This window comes from Herbaspirillum sp. ST 5-3, from assembly GCF_004804275.1.
Classification (GTDB): domain Bacteria; phylum Pseudomonadota; class Gammaproteobacteria; order Burkholderiales; family Burkholderiaceae_D; genus Noviherbaspirillum.
Window position 1 is genome coordinate 33,736 of sequence record NZ_STGI01000011.1, and the last position, 18,963, is coordinate 52,698.

At 61.3% G+C, this 18,963-nt stretch carries 18 protein-coding genes; 13 read left to right on the forward strand and 5 right to left on the reverse strand.

Features of this window, described 5'->3' with window-relative positions:
- Positions 1-13 precede the first annotated feature (13 nt).
- Positions 14-1,615 (reverse strand): tetrathionate reductase family octaheme c-type cytochrome, encoded by a 1,602-nt coding sequence (locus E6W33_RS19355; RefSeq protein ID WP_211097387.1) that lies wholly within the window; start codon positions 1,613-1,615, stop codon positions 14-16.
- A gap of 382 nt (positions 1,616-1,997) precedes the next feature.
- Here E6W33_RS19355 and E6W33_RS19360 point away from each other — a divergent pair, with 382 nt between their 5' ends.
- Positions 1,998-3,053, forward strand: a complete 1,056-nt coding sequence (locus E6W33_RS19360) for an AI-2E family transporter (protein WP_136419103.1) — start codon at positions 1,998-2,000, stop codon at positions 3,051-3,053.
- Positions 3,054-3,117: 64 nt separating this feature from the next.
- On the opposite strand, the gene E6W33_RS19365 is transcribed toward E6W33_RS19360, so the two are convergent.
- The 3 genes from E6W33_RS19365 to E6W33_RS19375 all read right to left on the reverse strand — a co-directional run bounded on the left by E6W33_RS19365 (position 3,118) and on the right by E6W33_RS19375 (position 4,155).
- Complete coding sequence (locus E6W33_RS19365; RefSeq protein WP_136418973.1) at positions 3,118-3,477, reverse strand: carboxymuconolactone decarboxylase family protein; 360 nt, start codon at positions 3,475-3,477, stop codon at positions 3,118-3,120.
- A gap of 21 nt (positions 3,478-3,498) precedes the next feature.
- A complete protein-coding gene (locus E6W33_RS19370) occupies positions 3,499-3,702 on the reverse strand; it encodes a DUF2892 domain-containing protein (protein WP_136418974.1) in 204 nt (67 codons plus the stop codon).
- A 96-nt stretch (positions 3,703-3,798) separates the two neighbouring features.
- Positions 3,799-4,155, reverse strand: a complete 357-nt coding sequence (locus E6W33_RS19375; protein WP_136418975.1) for a metalloregulator ArsR/SmtB family transcription factor — start codon at positions 4,153-4,155, stop codon at positions 3,799-3,801.
- A gap of 176 nt (positions 4,156-4,331) precedes the next feature.
- Between E6W33_RS19375 and E6W33_RS19380 the strand changes: the two genes are divergently transcribed.
- From E6W33_RS19380 to E6W33_RS27100, 6 genes are all read left to right on the forward strand, one after another.
- Complete coding sequence (locus tag E6W33_RS19380) at positions 4,332-5,372, forward strand: efflux RND transporter periplasmic adaptor subunit (RefSeq protein ID WP_136418976.1); 1,041 nt, start codon at positions 4,332-4,334, stop codon at positions 5,370-5,372.
- Between the two features lie 9 nt (positions 5,373-5,381).
- Complete coding sequence (locus E6W33_RS19385) at positions 5,382-8,603, forward strand: efflux RND transporter permease subunit (protein ID WP_136418977.1); 3,222 nt, start codon at positions 5,382-5,384, stop codon at positions 8,601-8,603.
- A gap of 2 nt (positions 8,604-8,605) precedes the next feature.
- On the forward strand, positions 8,606-8,815 hold the full coding sequence (locus E6W33_RS19390) for a DUF2892 domain-containing protein (RefSeq protein ID WP_136418978.1): 210 nt from the start codon (positions 8,606-8,608) through the stop codon (positions 8,813-8,815).
- Positions 8,816-8,827: 12 nt separating this feature from the next.
- Positions 8,828-9,256, forward strand: coding sequence for a thioredoxin TrxC (gene trxC / locus E6W33_RS19395; protein WP_136418979.1), 429 nt, complete (start codon positions 8,828-8,830; stop codon positions 9,254-9,256).
- Between the two features lie 2 nt (positions 9,257-9,258).
- Positions 9,259-10,650, forward strand: coding sequence for a TolC family outer membrane protein (locus E6W33_RS19400; RefSeq protein ID WP_136418980.1), 1,392 nt, complete (start codon positions 9,259-9,261; stop codon positions 10,648-10,650).
- A 180-nt stretch (positions 10,651-10,830) separates the two neighbouring features.
- Positions 10,831-11,037: a hypothetical protein gene (locus E6W33_RS27100; RefSeq protein ID WP_168798694.1), complete on the forward strand. Its 207-nt coding sequence runs from the start codon at positions 10,831-10,833 to the stop codon at positions 11,035-11,037.
- Between the two features lie 239 nt (positions 11,038-11,276).
- Here the strand turns inward: E6W33_RS27100 and E6W33_RS19405 are convergent, their stop codons facing one another.
- Positions 11,277-13,862 (reverse strand): bifunctional aconitate hydratase 2/2-methylisocitrate dehydratase, encoded by a 2,586-nt coding sequence (locus tag E6W33_RS19405; protein WP_136418981.1) that lies wholly within the window; start codon positions 13,860-13,862, stop codon positions 11,277-11,279.
- 300 nt (positions 13,863-14,162) lie between these two features.
- Here E6W33_RS19405 and E6W33_RS19410 point away from each other — a divergent pair, with 300 nt between their 5' ends.
- The 6 genes from E6W33_RS19410 to E6W33_RS19435 all read left to right on the forward strand — a co-directional run bounded on the left by E6W33_RS19410 (position 14,163) and on the right by E6W33_RS19435 (position 18,953).
- Positions 14,163-14,768 (forward strand): TetR/AcrR family transcriptional regulator, encoded by a 606-nt coding sequence (locus tag E6W33_RS19410; protein WP_136418982.1) that lies wholly within the window; start codon positions 14,163-14,165, stop codon positions 14,766-14,768.
- A complete protein-coding gene (locus tag E6W33_RS19415; RefSeq protein ID WP_136418983.1) occupies positions 14,765-15,916 on the forward strand; it encodes an efflux RND transporter periplasmic adaptor subunit in 1,152 nt (383 codons plus the stop codon). The genes E6W33_RS19410 and E6W33_RS19415 overlap by 4 nt, the downstream gene beginning before the upstream one ends.
- The gene (locus E6W33_RS19420) at positions 15,913-17,118 is read left to right on the forward strand and encodes an ABC transporter permease (protein WP_136418984.1); all 1,206 of its coding nucleotides are present in this window, start codon (positions 15,913-15,915) and stop codon (positions 17,116-17,118) included. The genes E6W33_RS19415 and E6W33_RS19420 overlap by 4 nt, the downstream gene beginning before the upstream one ends.
- A 1-nt stretch (position 17,119) precedes the next feature.
- Complete coding sequence (locus E6W33_RS19425; RefSeq protein ID WP_136418985.1) at positions 17,120-17,830, forward strand: ABC transporter ATP-binding protein; 711 nt, start codon at positions 17,120-17,122, stop codon at positions 17,828-17,830.
- A 211-nt stretch (positions 17,831-18,041) separates the two neighbouring features.
- Complete coding sequence (locus E6W33_RS19430; RefSeq protein ID WP_136418986.1) at positions 18,042-18,398, forward strand: YciI family protein; 357 nt, start codon at positions 18,042-18,044, stop codon at positions 18,396-18,398.
- A 132-nt stretch (positions 18,399-18,530) separates the two neighbouring features.
- The gene (locus E6W33_RS19435) at positions 18,531-18,953 is read left to right on the forward strand and encodes a YciI family protein (protein ID WP_136418987.1); all 423 of its coding nucleotides are present in this window, start codon (positions 18,531-18,533) and stop codon (positions 18,951-18,953) included.
- Positions 18,954-18,963 lie beyond the last annotated feature (10 nt).

Sequence of the window (18,963 nt, forward strand, 5' to 3'; positions counted from 1 at the left end):
TGGTTTGTCCTGGTTATTTGTTGCGGAAGAAGGCAATCACGCGACCGAGCCCGTGGAGCACCACACCCAGCAAGGCCAGTGCCGCGATCGTCCAGCCGGCGCCGTCGAGCCAGCTTGCGTGGTCGCTTGAGCGACCGGGAATGTAGATGCCGCTGACTTTTTCAAGGCGTCCGGCGGAAGAATGGCACTCGACGCAATCCAGCGCCCTCTCCTTCGGCGCGACCATGTGGGTGATCGGCCAGGTGCTTTCGGTGCTGATGAAATCGACCTTGCCTGAGAACGGTGCGTTGACCGATTTCATGCCGGTGGCGACCGCTTTTTCCCAGTTGAGGTTGGTCCAGTACGCGCTATCGTCGTTGCCGGCCAGATGGGTGACGACGAGGGTCTTGTTGACCGGGTCGTAGGCCTGCTTGCCGCGGAAGATCTTGACTGGCCAGATCATCGACTTGCCATCGCTGGCGCTGCCCTCGAACTTGTTGATCTGTACCGGTTCGGCGCTTTTTTCGATCTTGTCGCCGAGCAGCGTGTAGGTCACGGTGCCGTTGAACCAGACATACTCCGGCTTGACGTTCTCGCCCCACACGAAGTCGCCCTTGATCCCCATGTAGACGTCGTAGCCGTCATCGTTCCTGACGACGAGCGGCTTGCCGTCGGGGCCGCGCTTGCCGGCGGTGGACCAGTCCCATGACATCTTGGTGGGAACGCCGCCGCGCGCGTAGGTCGGGATGTGGCAGGTCTGGCATGCGATCTTGTCGGTATGATCGTTCAGCTTCGCCGTCTTCTTGTGCGGAGTGGCCGTGTGGCAGGAGCGGCAGGTAGTCGGATTGGCCTTGTCCGCCTTGCCGCGCATCGGTTGATCGCCGTTTTCCATCGCCGTCGGCGCGTAACGGCTGCCTGGAACCTGGTGTCCCTCTGTCTTGTGGCAGGTGGTGCAGGTGAAGTTATTGCCCTTGGTGTCCATGTGAACATCGAGCACCTTGCCTGGGGCTTCGAGCGAACTGTCGAGGTCGCCGTGCTTCACGCCATCCCCGCCGCCGCCGCTGAAATGGCATGCGCCGCAATTTGCGCGACGGCTGCTGCCGACGCGTTGCGCAATCTGCTTGAGGTCGATTCCGCGAATGATCTTGCCGGAGCCCGGCGGATATTCGGTGTCCCTGGTGACCACGTTTCCGGCGAAGCCGCCCGGTTTGCGGTATTTGCCGGTGGTGTCATGGCACACCAGGCAGTCGACGTTCTCCTCCGAGGCAAAGTCGAAGCTGTCGTCCTTCCACCCATAGCCGATGTGGCAGGAAGCACAGCCGCCCATATTGCTGGAGGCGGAAGTGCAGAAATTATTGATCAGGTGCTTCTTGCCCAGGAGCTGCCCGGTCGCCGGATTACGGTATTCCCACTTCCAGTGCTGCGTGGTATGAATCTGCTTGGAAGCTTCCGTATGGCAGCTCAGGCAGGCCTTGGTAACCTCCGGACCGGATTTGAAGTCCTGCTGCAAGGCGGTGAACTTGCCGTGATCGGCGGTGGACTTGAATAGCCTGGCCGGAAGCTGGTCGGTTGCGGCATGGGCCAGAGAGGCGGCGACGAAGATGCAGGCCGCAGCGGTGAATGCTCGAAAACGCATGACTTTCCCCTTTAAAGAAGCCGAACTGCGCGTCGATGCCATGAGGGTTGTAACTTAATCCCTCAATACGCATATAGCTATATACCCATAGGAACTATGTGGCTTAAACGGGGAATTTGGAAATTTCGATTTCAAATACGTGACATTTCGCCTGCGAATATGTCGTATGAGTAAGAAAAGAAAATCCCTCTTGATGCGCGGATGGCGAAAGGGAACGCCGCGAACAACAAGGAACTCAACATAAGGCACCGCACAGGATGCTGTTGATTAACGGTGGTGTTTAACTTATGGTGATCGCCAGCATATGAAAGCAGTCGTCGCTGACATCGAAGACGCAGCGATGCACCAATGCACCGATGCCCTGTCCGCCCTGGAGAAATCAATGACGCACCCGGAACTGCACGAAAAGACTTTCCTCTTGTTGTTGGTCGTGGTCACGCTGGCATTCGGCTGGATTCTCTTGCCCTTCTATGGAGCGCTGTTCTGGGGTGCCGTGGTGGCGATCCTGTTCGAGCCGATCTATCGGAAGCTGCTGGCTGCCATGCGGCAGAGAAGGAATCTGGCGGCAATCACGACCCTGTTGCTGTTTTTGATCATCGTGATTTTTCCGCTTGCGCTGATTACCGCGGCTTTGGGCAAGGAGGCGACGGCCATCTATCAGCAGATGCGTTCCGGTTCGCTGGATTTCGGGGCGTACCTTCAGCAGGTGATCAACGCCTTGCCATCCTGGCTGATCGGTTTGCTGGAACGCTTCGATCTCGGCGACCTGGCGTCTATCCAGAAGAAGCTGTCGGCGGCCGCCGTAGAAGGCAGCCAATTCATCGCGTCGCAGGCGCTGAATGTCGGGCAGAACACCTTCGGATTCATCGTCGGCGTCGGCATCATGCTTTACCTGATGTTCTTTTTTCTGCGTGATGGCCGGACCCTGACGGTGCGCATCAAGCAGGCGATTCCGCTGAGCACGGAACACAAACGCTATTTCTTCCTCAAATTCACCACCGTCATCCGCGCCACGGTCAAGGGCAACATCGTTGTCGCCATCGTGCAAGGCGCGCTGGGCGGATTGATTTTCTGGTTTCTCGGCGTTCAGGGGCCGCTCGTGTGGGGCGTGGTGATGGCCTTTCTTTCACTGCTGCCTGCGGTGGGCACGGCCATGGTCTGGGCGCCGGTTGCGGTCTATTTCCTTCTCACCGGATCGATCTGGCAAGGCGTCACCCTGACTGCCTTCGGCGTACTCGTGATCGGCCTGGTCGACAACGTCCTGCGCCCTATCCTCGTCGGCAAGGACACACAGATGCCGGATTACGTGGTGCTGGTCTCGACCCTCGGGGGGATGGCACTCTTCGGCCTGCACGGTTTCGTGATCGGGCCGGTGATCGCCGCCTTGTTCATCGCCGCGTGGGATCTCTTTTCCTCGGATAAAGAGCCGACTCCCTGACGATCTATCGCGCCGTGCCAGGCTTGTTTCTTCACGCCTGACACGGTGCTTCTCGGCGGAATCGCTATGCTGCCGCGGCGGAAAATTCGTCGAAAGCGGCTATCGCGTTGGCGGAATACATGAGCGACGGTCCGCCTCCCATGTAGACGGCCATGCCCAGGGCTTCTTCCACCTCGGCCTTGGTCGCGCCGAGTTTCACCAGCGCTTGCACGTGGAATCCGATGCAGGCATCGCAATGCGCCGCGATGCCGAGCGCAAGCGCGATCAGCTCCTTGGTTTTCTTGTCGAGAGCGCCATCGCGGGATGCGGCGCGCGCCAGGTCGCTGAATCCCTTCATCACATCCGGAAGGTCAGTGCGCAAGGTGGCGAGATTTTTCGAGACCGACTGCGTCAGCTCGCGGTAATTGGGAGGAAATGTGCTCATGCCTGTTCGTTCCTTTGCCGATTACGGTTTTGCATCATTCTTGACGCTGCAGGTGCGCAGCCCGAACGGCATGTAGGCCGGGCAGAAGCCGAATACGCCGGTTGCGAGAGGGATCAGGCCGAGCCAGCCCCACGCCCCGATGGCGCCCAACAAACTGGCAGCGATCAAGGCCAGGCCAAACACGACGCGCAAAACGCGGTCGATACCGCCAACATTCGACTTCATGTCATCTCTCCATCAGGTAAAAAATCAAACAGGACATACCCCGAATACACGGAAGTTCAACAAGCGCATGCCTTTGCCTGACATGCGCCGGGATATCTACCGACGCTTGGTACGCGCGGCCGTCTGAATGAACGGCTGCCGTTCGCGGGCGTGCTGTTCGAACTGGCGGGCAATGCTGCCGCAGACCAGGTCGCACAGCGCATAGACCGATTCGTCGGCGATACGGTAATAGACGCTGGTGCCTCGGTTCTCGCGCGCAACCAGGCCGTGCTTGCTGAGGATCGCCAGATGCCGGGAGATATTTGCCGATGTGTATTCACACAACTCGGCCAGCTCTCCCACGTTGCGTTCCCCGCTTCGCAGGAGCGTGAGAATGCGCAAACGCGTGGGCTCGGAGAGCGCCTGAAAATAGGACGCTACCTGATCCAGTGCTTCCAGAGGTAAATCTTGCATATTGGATACCGATGAACAATTAAAGGGTTTCATTCTGCCTCAGCAATTCGGCCCTGTACACACGTTTGTCTATTAAGGTGCTTGCGTATTTAATTAACTGGTTACATAATAACAGAGAAAAATTCAAATGCCAATCATCCGAACGGCATTTGCACCACATGCATCTGGAGAAGGATATGTTGAAGAAAACCCTGTTCGGTCTGTTGATCGCCGCCGTTGTGGTCCATGCATCCGGCGCAGCGCCGGCGCAGGACGGCTTGGCGACGGTGACCGTCCAGTCGGCCGGGGGCGCAGAGGCATCCCCTTACGACGGCGTTGTCGAGGCGGTGCGTCAGACCGTCCTGGCGGCACAAGTGCCCGGCGCTGTCGTCGCCCTTTCCGTCAAGGCCGGCGATGTCGTCAAGGAAGGCCAGGTGCTGGTGCGCATTGATGCACGCGCCGCAACGCAAAACAGTGCCGCCAGCGAAGCACAGGTGCAGGCAGCGCGCTCCGCCCTGGAAGTGGCGACCAAGGACTATCAACGCCAGCAGCAGCTCTACCAGAAGCAATACATCAGCCAGGCCGCGCTCGAACGCGCCGAAGCACAGTATCGCGCGACCTCGGCGCAATTGAAGGCGCAAATCGCGCAGGCGAGCGCCACGAATATCCAGTCCGGCTTCTATACGGTCAAGGCGCCATACGCAGGCGTGGTCGCGGATGTGCCGATTACCCTGGGGGACATGGCCATGCCGGGGCGCCCTCTTCTGACCCTGTACGACCCGGGTGCGTTGCGTGTGACGGCAGCCGTGCCACAGACGGCGCTGGGACGCGTCGCCGCAGGGCAAGCGGCCAAGATTGAGTTGCCAGGACTTCCCGCGGATAGGCAATGGATCACGCGGCCGCAGGTGCAGGTGCTGCCAACCATCGACGCAGCGACGCATTCGGCGCAAGTGCGCGTCGATCTTCCCGCAGATCTGAAAGGCGTCACCCCCGGCATGTTTGCCCGCGTGTGGCTGCCCTCGCAAGCCGCAGCCTCCGGTCGCTTGTATGTGCCGGGTGCGGCGATCGTGCGGCGCGCCGAAATGACCGGTCTCTATGTCATCGATTCCAATGGGCGGCCGGTCTTGCGCCAGGTGCGGCTCGGGCGCGTGGAAAATGATCGGGTCGAAATCCTGTCTGGCGTCGCACACGGAGAACGCGTGGTGATCGATCCGCAGGCAGCCGCACGCGTGCGCTAAGGACCGACGATGAACGTACAGCTTGGTATTTCCGGCCGCATCGCGGCATTTTTTCAGAGCGCAAGGATCACGCCCTTGCTGGCGCTGGCGGCACTCCTGCTCGGCGCCTTCGCCGTGATCGTCACGCCGCGCGAGGAGGAACCCCAGATCAACGTGACGATGGCAAACGTGCTGATCCCCTTCCCCGGTGCTTCGGCGCGCGACGTGGAGCAGATGGTCGCCACGCCGGCCGAACAGGTCCTGTCGCAGATTGCCGGCATTGAACACGTGATGTCGGTCTCGCGACCCGGCGTTGCGATCCTCACCGTGCAATACAAGGTCGGCGTGCCGCGCACCGAAGCGCTGGTGCGCCTGTACGATACGGTTCACTCGAACGCCGACTGGCTGCCCAGGGGCTTGGGCGTGCTCGATCCGATCATCAAGCCCAAGGGCATCGACGACGTGCCGATTGTCACCTTCACCTTGTTCAGCAAGAAGGCCGACACCGGTGCTTACGATCTTGAACGCATCGCGCACAGCATCGAGGCCGATCTCAAGCGCGTCCCCGGCACACGGGAAGTGACAACGATCGGTGGACCGGGCCGCGCAATCCTGGTCGAACTGGACCCGGCCCGCATGGCCGGCTCCGGCGTCACCGTGTCGGACCTGCGCATGGCGCTGCAGTCGGCCAATCTCGGCTTGCCGGTGGGCGAACTGCTGTCCGGCAATCGCGCCGTCGAGGTCGAATCCGGACCGTTCCTGAAGGATGCCCGTGAGGTTGGCGAACTGGTGGTCGCGGCACGCGACGGCAAGCCGGTATTCCTGCAGGACGTGGCTGCTGTGCGCGATGGCCCCTTGCCGCCTGCGCGCTATGTCTGGCACGGTGTCGCCGGAAAGGATGGCGGCGAATATCCGGCCGTGAGCATCGCCATTACAAAGAAACCGGGCGAGAACGCCATCGACGTAGCCAATGCCTTGATGCGCCGTGTCGACGTGTTGAAGAACACCGTGATTCCGGCCGACGTGCAGGTCGCGGAAACACGCAATTACGGCGCTACCGCCAACGACAAGGCGCAGAAGCTGATCCAGAAGCTGCTGTTCGCCACTTTGTCGGTGGTCGCACTGGTTTTCATTGCGCTGGGAAAACGCGAGGCGGCCATTGTCGGCAGCGCCGTGATCCTGACTCTGACCGTGACGCTGTTCGCGTCCTGGGCCTGGGGATTCACGCTGAATCGCGTGTCCCTGTTCGCCCTGATCTTCTCGATCGGCATCCTGGTCGATGACGCCATCGTGGTGGTGGAAAACATCCACCGTCATCAGCAACTATCGCCCGGCCGACCGCTGGCGGAAATCATTCCGCACGCGGTCGATGAAGTGGGTGGCCCGACCATACTCGCAACGCTGACCGTGATCGCCGCGCTCCTTCCGATGGCTTTCGTGACTGGGCTGATGGGGCCGTACATGAGCCCGATTCCGATCAACGCGAGCATGGGCATGCTGCTGTCGCTCGCGATTGCCTTCGTGGTCACGCCGTGGCTGGCGCGGATCTGGATGAAGACGACGCACGGAACTTCCCACGATGAAGCGCCGCACGGTCTGTCCGCACGGCTGGCGCCGCTGTTCCAGCGCATCTTCCGCCCCTTCCTCGACGACACGCGCGGCAAGCGCAACCGGCGCCTGCTGGGCCTCGGTATCGCCGGCCTGATCGTGCTCTCCATGTTGCTGCCGGCAGCCGGACTTGTGCTGCTGAAGATGCTCCCCTTCGACAACAAGTCGGAATTCCAGGTGGTGGTCGACATGCCGGCCGGAACGCCGCTGGAACAGACTGCGGCTGCCTTGCATGAACTCGGCGTCTATCTGGCCACCGTGCCGGAAGTCACCGACTACCAGGCTTATGCGGGGACGGCCGCGCCGATCAATTTCAACGGGCTGGTGCGCCAGTATTACCTGCGCTCCGGCGGCGACATCGGCGACATCCAGGTCAATCTGGTGGACAAGCATCACCGCGACGAGCAAAGCCATGCGATTGCGACGCGACTGCGCCCCGCCCTGCAGAAGATCGGCCAGCGCTTTGGCGCGAATGTAAAAGTGGTGGAGGTGCCACCCGGTCCGCCGGTCCTGGCCCCGATCGTGGCGGAAATCTACGGCCCGGAAGCGGAAGGCCGCCGGCAGATGGCCAAGGCGGTGCGTGCGGTATTCAACAAGACCGCCGGCGTGGTGGATGTCGACGACAGCAGCATCGCCGTGGCGCCGAAGACGGTGCTGCTGGTCGATCGCCGCAAGGCCGCATTGCTCGGCGTGCCGCAGCAGGCGATCGTGAGCACGCTGCGCGCCGGACTGGCGGGCGAAAGCGCGACCTATCTGCATGACGACAGCAAGTATCCCGCGGCCGCGATCCTGCAGCTCCCGGCCGATCGCCACGGCGACCTCGACGCGCTGCTCCAGCTTTCGGTGCGCTCCGCCTCCGGCAAGCTGGTGCCGATCCGCGAACTGGTGAACGCCAGCGATACCCTTCGTGAACAGCCGGTGTATCACAAGGATCTGCTGCCAGTGAATTACGCGGTGGCCGACATGGCCGGCAAGATCGACAGCCCGCTGTATGGCATGTTCTCGATGCGCAAGGAGCTGTCCGCGCTTTCCTCGCCGAGCGGCGGCGGACTGATGGAGTACTTCATCAGGCAACCGGAGGACCCATACCGCGACTATGCGATCAAATGGGACGGCGAATGGCAGATCACGTATGAGACCTTCCGCGACATGGGCGCCGCCTATGCGGTCGGGCTGATCCTGATTTATCTGCTGGTCGTCGCGCAGTTCGGCTCCTACCTGACGCCGCTGATCATCATGGCGCCGATTCCGCTGACCATCATCGGCGTGATGCCGGGACACGCCCTGCTCGGTGCGCAGTACACCGCCACCAGCATGATCGGCATGATCGCGCTGGCCGGCATCATCGTGCGCAATTCGATCCTGCTGGTGGACTTCATCAACCTGCAGGTGCGCGCCGGCATGCCGTTCAAGGACGCGGTGGTCAACTCGGCCATCACGCGTGCGCAGCCCATCATGCTGACCGGTCTGGCTGCGATGCTGGGCGCGTTCTTCATCCTGGACGATCCGATCTTCAACGGGCTGGCGATCTCGCTGATTTTCGGCATCCTGGTGTCCACCATGCTGACGCTGGTGGTGATTCCCCTGCTGTACTTCGTCGCTTATCGCAATCGTTTGACTTTCATTACTCAACAAGGAGATTGATCATGACTTCCTGGCAAATCGTTCGTGTCGTCGCCGGCACATTCATCCTGCTCTCGCTGGCGCTGGGCATTCCCGGCAGCCCGATCTTCGTCAGCCAGTGGTGGCTTGCGTTTACGGCATTCGTCGGCGCCAACCTGCTGCAAAGCGGGTTCACCAACTGGTGCATGATGGAGACCATCCTGCGCAAGCTGGGTGCGCGCCGGGGCTGCTAAAGGGAGACGATCATGCATCTCGTCTGCCCGGCGTGCGCAGCCGTGAACCGCGTTCCCGAGGAGCGATTGCAGGACAACCCGGTGTGCGGCAAATGTGGCACCGCCCTGATGGCTGCCGAGCCGGTCGCCCTCAGCGACGCGACCCTGCCGATATTCGTAGCGAAAACAGAACTTCCGGTCCTGGTTGACTTCTGGGCGGACTGGTGCGGCCCGTGCAAGATGATGGCGCCGCAGTTTGCCGCCGCCGCGCGCCAGATGCCCCGCGTGCGCTTCGCCAAGATCGACACCGAAGCCTGTCCGCGCGCCAGCATGAGCTTCGGAATACGCAGTATCCCTACCCTGATCCTGTTCAGCGGCGGGCGCGAGATCGACCGCCTGTCTGGCGCGGTTCCTGCGCAGGAACTCATCACCTGGGTACGAAGCCACTTTGAGAAAGGCTGATCATGAAGCGCGCAAGTTCCGCACTGTTGTCCGTGCTGCTGGCGCTGGCCGTGCAAGCCTCGCATGGCACGACGCTGCGCGAGGCATGGGAACGGGCACAACAGCACGACCGTGAATATGCCGCGGCGCGGGCCGCGTATGAAGCCGGCAATACACGGCGCGAGCAGGCGCGTGCCTTGTGGCGTCCCTCCGTGATGCTGAGCGCGGCCGCCGGCCGGATGAGCAATGACAGCCATGCTGCGGGCGCACAGTTTTCCGCGCCGGGGTTCGGCCAGTCCTCCGGGGTAAGCTTCGACACCTCCATCGACAACGGCACGATGGAACGCTATACCCTGTCCGCGAAGCAGCCGCTGATCAGTCGCGAACGGCTCGCGCAAAGCCGCCAGCTTTCCCTGTCTGCGGACGTGGCGGAAGCGGAATGGCAGAACGCGCGCCAGTCCCTCATGCTGCGCGTGTCTGAGCGCTATTTCGACGTGGTGCTCGCATCGGACACCCTGCGCCTGCTGCGTCAGCAGGACATGGCCGTGGAACGCATGCTGAATGAAGCCAGGGACCGCTACAAGCTCGGCACTTCGCCGATCACCGACACGCACGAAGCGCAGGCGCGCGCCGAGACGGTCAAGGCGCAGGTCCTGATGGCCGAGACCGACCTGCAGATCAAGCAGCTCGCGTTCACCGACCTGACCGGCATCGGGCCGAACGACATGGCCCTGATGCAGCCGGATGCGGACTCCGCGCCGCAAGGCTTGCTGCCGTTCGACCATTGGCTCAAGGCGGCGGACCAGAACAATCCTGCGCTGCGCATGCAGGCCAAGGGCCTGGAGGCCGCGGAAGAAGAAGCGGCAAAGCACAGCGCCGCAGGCGCGCCCTCGCTCGATCTCGTGGCGCAGATGGGCCGCGACCGGCTGCATGGCAGCGGCGACTATGGCAGCGCCGAAAACACGAGCAGCAACCGCATGATCGGCGTGCAGCTCAACATCCCCCTATTCACCGGCGGCTACCGCAGCGCAAAGCATGAAGAAGCGCTGCACATGGTCGACAAGGCACGCGCCGACGGCGACCGGTTGCGCCAACAGATCGCACTGCAGACACGTTCCGCATGGCTCGGCATCACGACCGGAGCCAGCCGTGTGGCGGCGCTGGAACAGGCGCGCAAGGCCAGCCTCGCGCGGCTTGACGCCACCCGCCTCGGCCGCGAGGTCGGCGACCGCACCACGCTCGATCTGCTCAATGCAGAGAATGAGGCGACGGCTGCCGAACTGGCGCTGCTGCAAGCGCGAGTCGCGCTCGTGACGGACCGCTTGCGCCTTGCCGCGCTGGCAGGCAGCCTGGATGAAGCCGAACTGGAATCGGTAAGCAAGCTGGTCCAGCGACCTGCCACGCAGCGGCAGTAAAGCATCCGGGGTAAAGGGAATGAGCGTGTCCTGATGCATTGCCGTCGTGGCCGGAACATTATGGATGTCCATGGAATGCGCGGAAAGCATCGAACATGCTTTGTTGATCTCCGTGTTTTCCGTGGACAAGGGCTAGGTCTGTCGAACCAGGCGCTCTAGGCTAAGCTAGGCGATCACTGCTTGCGCCTCAAAGCGCGCTCTGTAAGCAACGTTAAGCGAACCTTCGTCATCGGCGCGCGCGACAGCCATCACGCGCACTCCGTTCTGCGCTTCTATGTTGGCGTGCCCTTCCAGTTCCGTGATGGCGCCTACGTCGAGTCCTGCCGCTTCCGCAATGGTTCGCAGCGCCCCCTTTTACACAACGAATCGTTCGGTCACCAAGCATAACGATCGATTCGGTGCGCCGAGTCGCTGCGGCACAGGTGGCGTCTTGCAGGGTCATCGCATCGGTTAGGCCAGTATCCGCAGCTTCGATCAGAACCCGGAACGTCAGCTCGTACACGTACAGGCGGAATTTCGCAAGATTATTGGGAGTGGACGAAAAAAAGGCAAGACCCGCATCACGAGTCTTGCCTTGCATCCGTGCCCGCCTGCGCATGTTGTCATGCGCAGGTCAGTCGTCAGATTCAGACCTTGACGGTATCCGCAACTTCGCGGAATTCCTCGATCTTGTCGAAGTTCATGTACTTGTAGATATCGGCGGCATTCTTGTCGATGATGCCGATATTTGCCATGTACTCTTCCTTCGTCGGAATCTTCCCGAGCATTGCGCAGACAGCCGCCAGTTCAGCCGAGCCGAGGAAGACGCGCGTATCCAGACCGAGACGGTTCGGGAAGTTGCGGGTCGAGGTCGACATGGCGGTCGAACCCTTGCGGATCTGCGCCTGGTTACCCATGCACAGCGAGCAGCCCGGCATTTCCATGCGCGCGCCGGTGCGGCCGAGCGTGCCGTAATGGCCTTCGTTGGTCAGTACCTGCTGGTCCATCTTGGTCGGCGGAGCGATCCACAGGCGAACCGGAATGTCGGTCTTGCCTTCGAGGAGCTTGGACGCTGCGCGGAAGTGGCCGATGTTGGTCATGCAGGAACCGACGAACACTTCGTCGATCTTTTCGCCGGACACTTCGGACAGGGTCTTCACATCGTCCGGATCGTTCGGGCAGGCGACGATCGGCTCGCTGATATCGGCCAGATCGATTTCGATCACGGCGGCGTATTCGGCGTCGGCGTCCGGAGCCAGCAGTTCCGGCTTGGCCAGCCATGCTTCCATTGCCTTGATGCGGCGTTCCAGCGTGCGCTTGTCCTGGTAGCCGTTCGCAATCATCCACTTCATCAGCGTGATGTTGGAATTCATGTATTCCATGATCGGCTCTTTGTCGAGGTGCACCGTGCAACCTGCGGCGGAACGCTCGGCGGACGCATCGGACAGCTCGAATGCCTGCTCGACCTTCAGCTTCGGCAAGCCTTCGATTTCGAGAATGCGGCCGGAGAAGATGTTCTTCTTGCCCTTCTTCTCGACCGTCAGCATGCCTTGGCGGATTGCGTACAGCGGGATCGCGTTGACCAGGTCACGCAAGGTCACGCCGGGCTTCATTTCGCCCTTGAAGCGGACCAGTACCGATTCCGGCATGTCGAGCGGCATGACGCCGGTAGCTGCAGCGAATGCGACCAGGCCGGAACCGGCCGGGAACGAGATACCGATCGGGAAACGGGTGTGCGAGTCGCCGCCGGTGCCGACGGTGTCAGGCAGCAGCAGGCGGTTCAGCCAGGAGTGGATCACGCCGTCGCCCGGGCGCAGTGCGACGCCGCCACGGTTGGAGATGAAGGTCGGCAGTTCGTGGTGCATCTTCACGTCGACCAGCTTCGGGTAAGCGGCGGTGTGGCAGAACGATTGCATGACGAGGTCGGCGGAGAAGCCGAGGCAAGCCAGGTCCTTCAACTCGTCGCGGGTCATCGGGCCGGTGGTGTCTTGCGAGCCGACGGTGGTCATCTTCGGTTCGCAGTAAGTGCCCGGGCGAATGCCCTTGCCTTCCGGCAGACCGCATGCACGGCCAACCATCTTCTGCGCCAGCGAGTAGCCCTTGCCCGAATCGGACGGATTCTGCGGCAGGCGGAACAGCGTGGACGGCGGCAGGCCGAGTGCTTCGCGCGCCTTGGCGGTCAGGCCGCGGCCGATGATCAGCGGAATGCGGCCGCCGGCGCGCACTTCGTCGAACAGCACGTCGGACTTGACCTTGAATTCGGAGATGACTTCGCCGTTCTTCAGTGCCTTGCCTTCGAACGGACGCAGTTCGATCACGTCGCCCATGTCCATCTTGGACACGTCGAGTTCGATCGGCAATGCGCCGGCATCTTCCATCGTGTTGTAGAAAATCGGAGCGATCTTGTTGCCGAGGCAGACGCCGCCGAAACGCTTGTTCGGGATGAAGGGAATGTCTTCGCCGGTGAACCACAGCACGGAGTTGGTTGCGGACTTGCGGGAAGAACCGGTGCCGACCACGTCGCCGACGTAGGCGACCAGGTTGCCCTTGGCTTTCAGCGCTTCGATCTGCTTGATCGGGCCAACCTTGCCCGGCTCGTCGGCGTTGATGCCCGGGCGCGGGTTCTTCAGCATGGCCAGCGCGTGCATCGGGATGTCGGGACGGGTCGTCGCATCGGGTGCGGGCGACAGATCGTCGGTGTTGGTTTCGCCGGTGACCTTGAACACGGTCAGGGTCAGGCTTTGCGGGACTTCAGGACGGGAGGTGAACCACTCCGCATCGGCCCAGGATTGCACCACGGCCTTGGCGTTGGCGCTGCCCTTGTCGGCCAGTTCCTTCACGTCGTGGAAATAGTCGAACATCAGCAGGGTCTTCTTCAGGCCCTCGGCAGCAACGGTGCCTACTTCGGCATCGTTGAGCAGATCGATCATCGGCTTGATGTTGAAGCCGCCGAGCATCGTGCCGAGCAACTGGGTCGCGGTCGTACGCGAAATCAGTGCGCAGGTTTCGGTACCCTTGGCGACTTTTTCCAGGAACGCCGCCTTGATCTTCGCAGCGTCATCCACACCGGCAGGAACACGGTGGGTGATGAGGTCGACCAGGAACTTTTCCTCGCCGGCCGGCGGGTTCTTCAGCAATGCCACCAGCTCTTCTGTCTGTTTTGCGGACAGCGGCAGCGGAGGAATGCCGAGCGCGGCGCGTTCGGCGACGTGTTGACGGTAGGCTTCTAACATGGGGTTCCGATAAGTTGGTTTGTTGGAAAAGCGGCTCATGTCCTTGTTCCACATGACCGGGGTACAGACAAATGGAATAAGGCTTACCCGAATTATACTTCCGTTCCGCCAAGTCTTCTATAAGACATAAGACTTTTCTTTGAAGAATTTCGTTGCCATATCATTACCAAGGCGACGTCGCATTACGCGAACTGCCCGGTCGATTTCATCGGATTCGCACGTGTGGATTGCTTTTACGGCTTGCCATTTTTCTTTTTTTATATAAGATAGTAATCAATTACTTGCTTATGTGGAGCAAACATGGACTCACGTCCCAAGCTACCCGCCGATGAACGCCGCGCCGTGACAGTCGAAGCCGTGGTCGAGTTGGCAGGTTCGCAAAACCCCAGTGAAATCACCACTGCTGCGATCGCCAAGCACATGAACTTGACCCAGGGTGCGCTATTCCGGCACTTCCCGACCAAGGATTCGATCTGGCAGGCCGTCATGGAATGGGTCGCCGAGCGGCTCCTGGCGCGAATCGATCAATCGGCCCAAGGGATCGATTCGCCCCTGGTGGCCATGGAGGCGATGTTCATGGCGCACATCGATTTCGTGGTCGATCATCCGGGCGCGCCACGGATGATCTTCGGAGAGCTTCAGCGCGCCGATTCAACGCCGGCAAAGCACATGGTGCAGACCTTGATTCAGCGTTATGGCGAACGCCTGAATCGGCTTATTGAAAAAGGAAAAGCATGTGGTGAACTGTCGGCCTCCCTCGACAGCGATGCTGCGGCGATCCTGTTCATCGGCACGATTCAGGGGCTGGTCATGCAATCATTGCTGGCCGGAGACGTGCAGCGCATGCGACGCGACGCGCCGCGCGTATTTGCGATTTATCGCCGCGGGATCGGGAGTGCGCAATGAAACGCCTACCCATGCAGAAGCGCACACTGGCGCTGCTGGCGGTGATTCTTCCGCTGCTTGTGCTCTTTATCTACGTTGGCTTTCGATCCGGCCCGCTCGCACCCATTGCGGTGACGGTCGTGACCGTGGAGTCACGGGCCGTTACGCCGGCACTGTTCGGTATCGGGACGGTGGAGGCGCGCTATACCTACAAGATCGGACCCACCATTGCCGGCCGCGTAAAACGGCTGGACGTCCATGTGGGCGATCAGGTCAGAGCCGGCCAGGTGCTGGGAGAGATGGATCCCGTCGATCTCGATGATCGTGTTCGCTCGCAGGAATCTGCCTCCAGGCACGCGCAGGCCGTCTTGCGCGAAGCGGAAGCACGGCAGAACTACGCGGAGACACAGGTGCGCCGCTATGAACAGTTGTTCAAGGTGCGTTTTGTCAGCGAGGAAATCGTCACGACGAAGCGGCAAGAATTGCAGATTGCGGACGCCGCGCTGTCGGCAGCCCGGGAAGAATTTGCGCGAACACGTTCCGACCGCGAGGCGCTGGTCGCGCAAAGAAGCAACGTGCGCCTGATTGCTCCGGTGGAGGGCGTGGTCGCGGTGCGGGACGCCGATCCGGGCACCACCGTTGTCGCCGGCCAGTCCGTGGTCGAGATCATCGACCCCAAGAGTCTGTGGATCAACCTGCGCTTCGATCAGATCAGAGCGGCGGGGCTCGCGGCCGGATTGCCGGCCCGAATCACCCTGCGTTCGCGGGAGGGTCTGGCCTTGAAAGGCCGTGTGCTGCGGATTGAACCCAAGGCCGATGCAATCACGGAAGAAATGCTTGCCAAGGTGGTCTTCGATGCCCTGCCCCAGCCATTGCCGCCAATCGGCGAGCTGGCTGAGGTCACCGTCGATTTGCCGGCGCTTCCTGCTGCCGCCGTGATTCCCAATGCAGCAGTACGGAGAGACGGCAACAGGACCGGCGTCTGGCGGGTCGTCGATGGCGACCTGCGCTTTTCACCTCTCAAGCTGGGCGCTTCCGACCTGGACGGCTACGTGCAGGTGCGCGACGGCCTTCAGGTGAATGACCGTGTGGTCGCCTACAGCGAAAAGGCCCTGACGTCGCGCAGCCGTATTCACGTGATCGACCGCATGCCGGGAGTGCCGCGATGATCAGCCTGGCCGGACGCGACATTCTCCACGCCTGGGGAAAATTTGTTTTCACCGGCGTCGGCCTCGGTCTGCTGATCGGCGTGACGCTGGTCATGGCGGGGGTATACCGGGGAATGGTGGACGACGGCAAAGCCTTGCTTGACAACAGCGGTGCCGACCTCTGGGTTGTGCAAAAGGATACGCTCGGCCCTTATGCGGAATCTTCCAGTCTCAACGACGATGTGGTTCGCACCATCCGGGCGATGCCGGGCGTCGCCCATGCGGCGAATGTGACTTACCTGACGATGCAGGTGCGCAGGGGCGAGAGCGACGTGCGCACCATGGTGGTGGGCATCGCGCCCGGCGAACCGGGAACGACGCCGGGCTGGCCGCCCTACCTGACAGCCGGGCGTCAGATCACGCGTGGTCATTTTGAAGCAGTGGCCGACGGCGCCACCGGCTTTTCCCTGGGGGACCGCATTGTCATCCGCCGCAATCAATACACCGTGGTAGGACTGACACGGCGCATGGTGTCGTCGAGCGGCGATCCGATGGTATTCATTCCGCTCAAGGACGCGCAGGAAGCGCAATTCCTCAAGGATAACGACGCCATCTGGCAAAGCCGGCGCCGCAGCGAGGCCAATCCGGCCTTCAACCGCCCCGGTGTTCCCGGCCTCCTGGACGCGGTCATCGCCTCGCAAAGCACCAATGCGTTCGTCAATGCAGTGCTGGTGACGTTGCAACCGGGTCACGCGCCGGAGGAAGTCGCCGAATCCATCCGGCGCTGGAAGCGCTTGACGGTCTACACGCGCACGCAGATGGAAGGCATCCTCGTTGGCAAGCTCATCTCCACCTCGGCAAAACAAATCGGCATGTTTCTGGTGATCCTCGCTGTCGTCAGCGCGGCCATCGTCGCTTTCATCATCTATACGCTGACGATGGACAAAATTCGAGAGATCGCTGTGCTGAAACTCATCGGCACGCGTAATCGCACCATCGCCGCAATGATCATGCAACAGGCGATTGCGCTGGGCGTGATCGGCTTCGTGGTCGGCAAGATCGCCGCGACCTTATCCGCGCCGATCTTCCCCAAATATGTGCTGCTGATGCCGCTCGATTCGGTGCTTGGCTTCATCGCAGTGCTTGCGATCTGCGTTGTCGCCAGTGTCGTCGCCATCCGTATGGCGCTCAAGGTCGATCCTGCCGAAGCAATTGGAGGCTGACATGAGCAGCAAAGGTATTCGCATCGAAGGTCTGAGAAAGCGCTATGGCACGGGTGACACCGCGGTCGATGCCTTGAAAGGTGTTGATATGCACGTCGATCCCGGAGAGGTGGTAGGCCTGATCGGTCCTTCCGGCTCGGGCAAGAGCACCTTGCTCAAATGCCTGGGCGCGGTCATCGATCCGACCGGGGGACGGATGACGCTCGGCGACGAAGTAATCTATGACGATCGCTGGAATGTGCGCGACCTGCGCGCGCTGCGGCGCGACAAGATCGGATTTGTGTTCCAGGCGCCCTATCTGATTCCGTTTCTTGATGTCACTGACAACGTCGCCTTGCTACCGATGCTCGCCGGCGTCGCGAATGCCCAAGCCCGCGCGAAGGCACTGGAACTGCTCGTCGCGCTGGATGTGCAACACCGGGCGCAAGCCATGCCATCGCAGCTTTCCGGCGGCGAGCAGCAGCGCGTGGCGATCGCGCGCGGCCTGGTAAACCGCCCGCCGGTCATCCTCGCCGACGAGCCCACCGCTCCGCTCGACAGCGAGCGGGCGATGGCTGTCATCCGTATTCTTAATGACATGGCCCGCAAGTTCGAAACCGCCATCATCGTCGTCACCCATGACGAAAAAATCATTCCCACCTTCAAGCGCATTTACCACATCCGCGACGGGATGACCCATGAAGAAGCGGGCGAAGGACGCGCCTTCAACTAATCCGGGGAATCAGGCGTCTTTCATGGCGCGGCTCAAGCACTTTTCGGCGCGAAAACATAGCGGACGCCAAAGCAACAGCCAATCTCGCATGCTTATCCAGGCCGAACAAGACCGCTCGGCGCATATTGTGCAAAAATCCATTTTCCTTGCCCATTGAAGCCCGTCATCACCGCGTTCGGGCGTCACTCTTGATCATTCACTGGAAAATGTCATGCCTTATATGCTGCTCATTATCGAACCCACCGGCCAGAGACAAGCCCGGACGGAGGCTGAAGGCCACGAAGTCTACGAACGGATGCTGCGCTTCGCGGGCGACTTGAAGGAACGCGGCCTGCTCTTGGGCGCGGAATCGCTCGGCCCGCTTGCCAATGCCGCGCGGGTTCAGGTGCATGGCGGCAAGCCGCGCGTGCTCGACGGCCCGTTTTCCGAAGCGAAAGAAATGATCGGCGGTTTCTTTTTGATCGACTGCGCAACGCGGGAAGAAGCTGTCGCCATCGCAAGCAAATGCCCCGCAGCCGAATGGTGCACCGTCGAGGTGCGCAACCTCGCTCCCTGTTACGAATCCTGAAAAAGTTCTAATTTATCTGCGCCGGCTTGTCGATTTCGCCGCACTTCGTTCGTCGTGTCATCAGGAGGCCGCCAAGCGGGAGCAATCCGCTCCCCGGCAGGCATCCGTGAACAATTCGAAGGAGAAACAATCATGCGCTACATGATTATCGTGAAAGCAAGCCAGCAATCCGAAGCCGGCGTCATGCCGGAAGAAAAACTCATGGCCGAGATGGCGGATTATCACGAGCAGCTCGCCAAGGCGGGTGTGCTGCTCGACGCCTCCGGCTTGCAGCCGAGCACAAAAGGCTGGCGCATCCGCTATTCGGCAGGAAAGCGTATGGTGATCGACGGCCCGTTCGCGGAAACCAAGGAGCTGGTGGCCGGTTACACCATCATCCAGGTGCGCTCGCGCGAGGAGGCGCTGGAGTGGACGCGCCGCTTCCCAGCGCCGCATGGCGACGATGTCGAGGCCGAGATCGAGGTCAGGCAGATGTACGAACTGGAAGACTTTGCCCCCAGCCCGGCAGTCGAACAATTCCGCGAACTGGGCATTCGCGGCGAGTCGGTACGCTGAGCATCCACTT

What these genes read in the sequence shown, in the direction of transcription:
- E6W33_RS19355 (WP_211097387.1), bottom strand. Translation starts at nt 1,615, where the DNA reads ATGCGTTTTCGAGCATTCACCGCTGCGGCCTGCATCTTCGTCGCCGCC.
- E6W33_RS19360 (WP_136419103.1), top strand. Translation starts at nt 1,998, where the DNA reads ATGACGCACCCGGAACTGCACGAAAAGACTTTCCTCTTGTTGTTGGTC.
- E6W33_RS19365 (WP_136418973.1), bottom strand. Translation starts at nt 3,477, where the DNA reads ATGAGCACATTTCCTCCCAATTACCGCGAGCTGACGCAGTCGGTCTCG.
- E6W33_RS19370 (WP_136418974.1), bottom strand. Translation starts at nt 3,702, where the DNA reads ATGAAGTCGAATGTTGGCGGTATCGACCGCGTTTTGCGCGTCGTGTTT.
- E6W33_RS19375 (WP_136418975.1), bottom strand. Translation starts at nt 4,155, where the DNA reads ATGCAAGATTTACCTCTGGAAGCACTGGATCAGGTAGCGTCCTATTTT.
- E6W33_RS19380 (WP_136418976.1), top strand. Translation starts at nt 4,332, where the DNA reads ATGTTGAAGAAAACCCTGTTCGGTCTGTTGATCGCCGCCGTTGTGGTC.
- E6W33_RS19385 (WP_136418977.1), top strand. Translation starts at nt 5,382, where the DNA reads ATGAACGTACAGCTTGGTATTTCCGGCCGCATCGCGGCATTTTTTCAG.
- E6W33_RS19390 (WP_136418978.1), top strand. Translation starts at nt 8,606, where the DNA reads ATGACTTCCTGGCAAATCGTTCGTGTCGTCGCCGGCACATTCATCCTG.
- trxC (WP_136418979.1), top strand. Translation starts at nt 8,828, where the DNA reads ATGCATCTCGTCTGCCCGGCGTGCGCAGCCGTGAACCGCGTTCCCGAG.
- E6W33_RS19400 (WP_136418980.1), top strand. Translation starts at nt 9,259, where the DNA reads ATGAAGCGCGCAAGTTCCGCACTGTTGTCCGTGCTGCTGGCGCTGGCC.
- E6W33_RS19405 (WP_136418981.1), bottom strand. Translation starts at nt 13,862, where the DNA reads ATGTTAGAAGCCTACCGTCAACACGTCGCCGAACGCGCCGCGCTCGGC.
- E6W33_RS19410 (WP_136418982.1), top strand. Translation starts at nt 14,163, where the DNA reads ATGGACTCACGTCCCAAGCTACCCGCCGATGAACGCCGCGCCGTGACA.
- E6W33_RS19415 (WP_136418983.1), top strand. Translation starts at nt 14,765, where the DNA reads ATGAAACGCCTACCCATGCAGAAGCGCACACTGGCGCTGCTGGCGGTG.
- E6W33_RS19420 (WP_136418984.1), top strand. Translation starts at nt 15,913, where the DNA reads ATGATCAGCCTGGCCGGACGCGACATTCTCCACGCCTGGGGAAAATTT.
- E6W33_RS19425 (WP_136418985.1), top strand. Translation starts at nt 17,120, where the DNA reads ATGAGCAGCAAAGGTATTCGCATCGAAGGTCTGAGAAAGCGCTATGGC.
- E6W33_RS19430 (WP_136418986.1), top strand. Translation starts at nt 18,042, where the DNA reads ATGCCTTATATGCTGCTCATTATCGAACCCACCGGCCAGAGACAAGCC.
- E6W33_RS19435 (WP_136418987.1), top strand. Translation starts at nt 18,531, where the DNA reads ATGCGCTACATGATTATCGTGAAAGCAAGCCAGCAATCCGAAGCCGGC.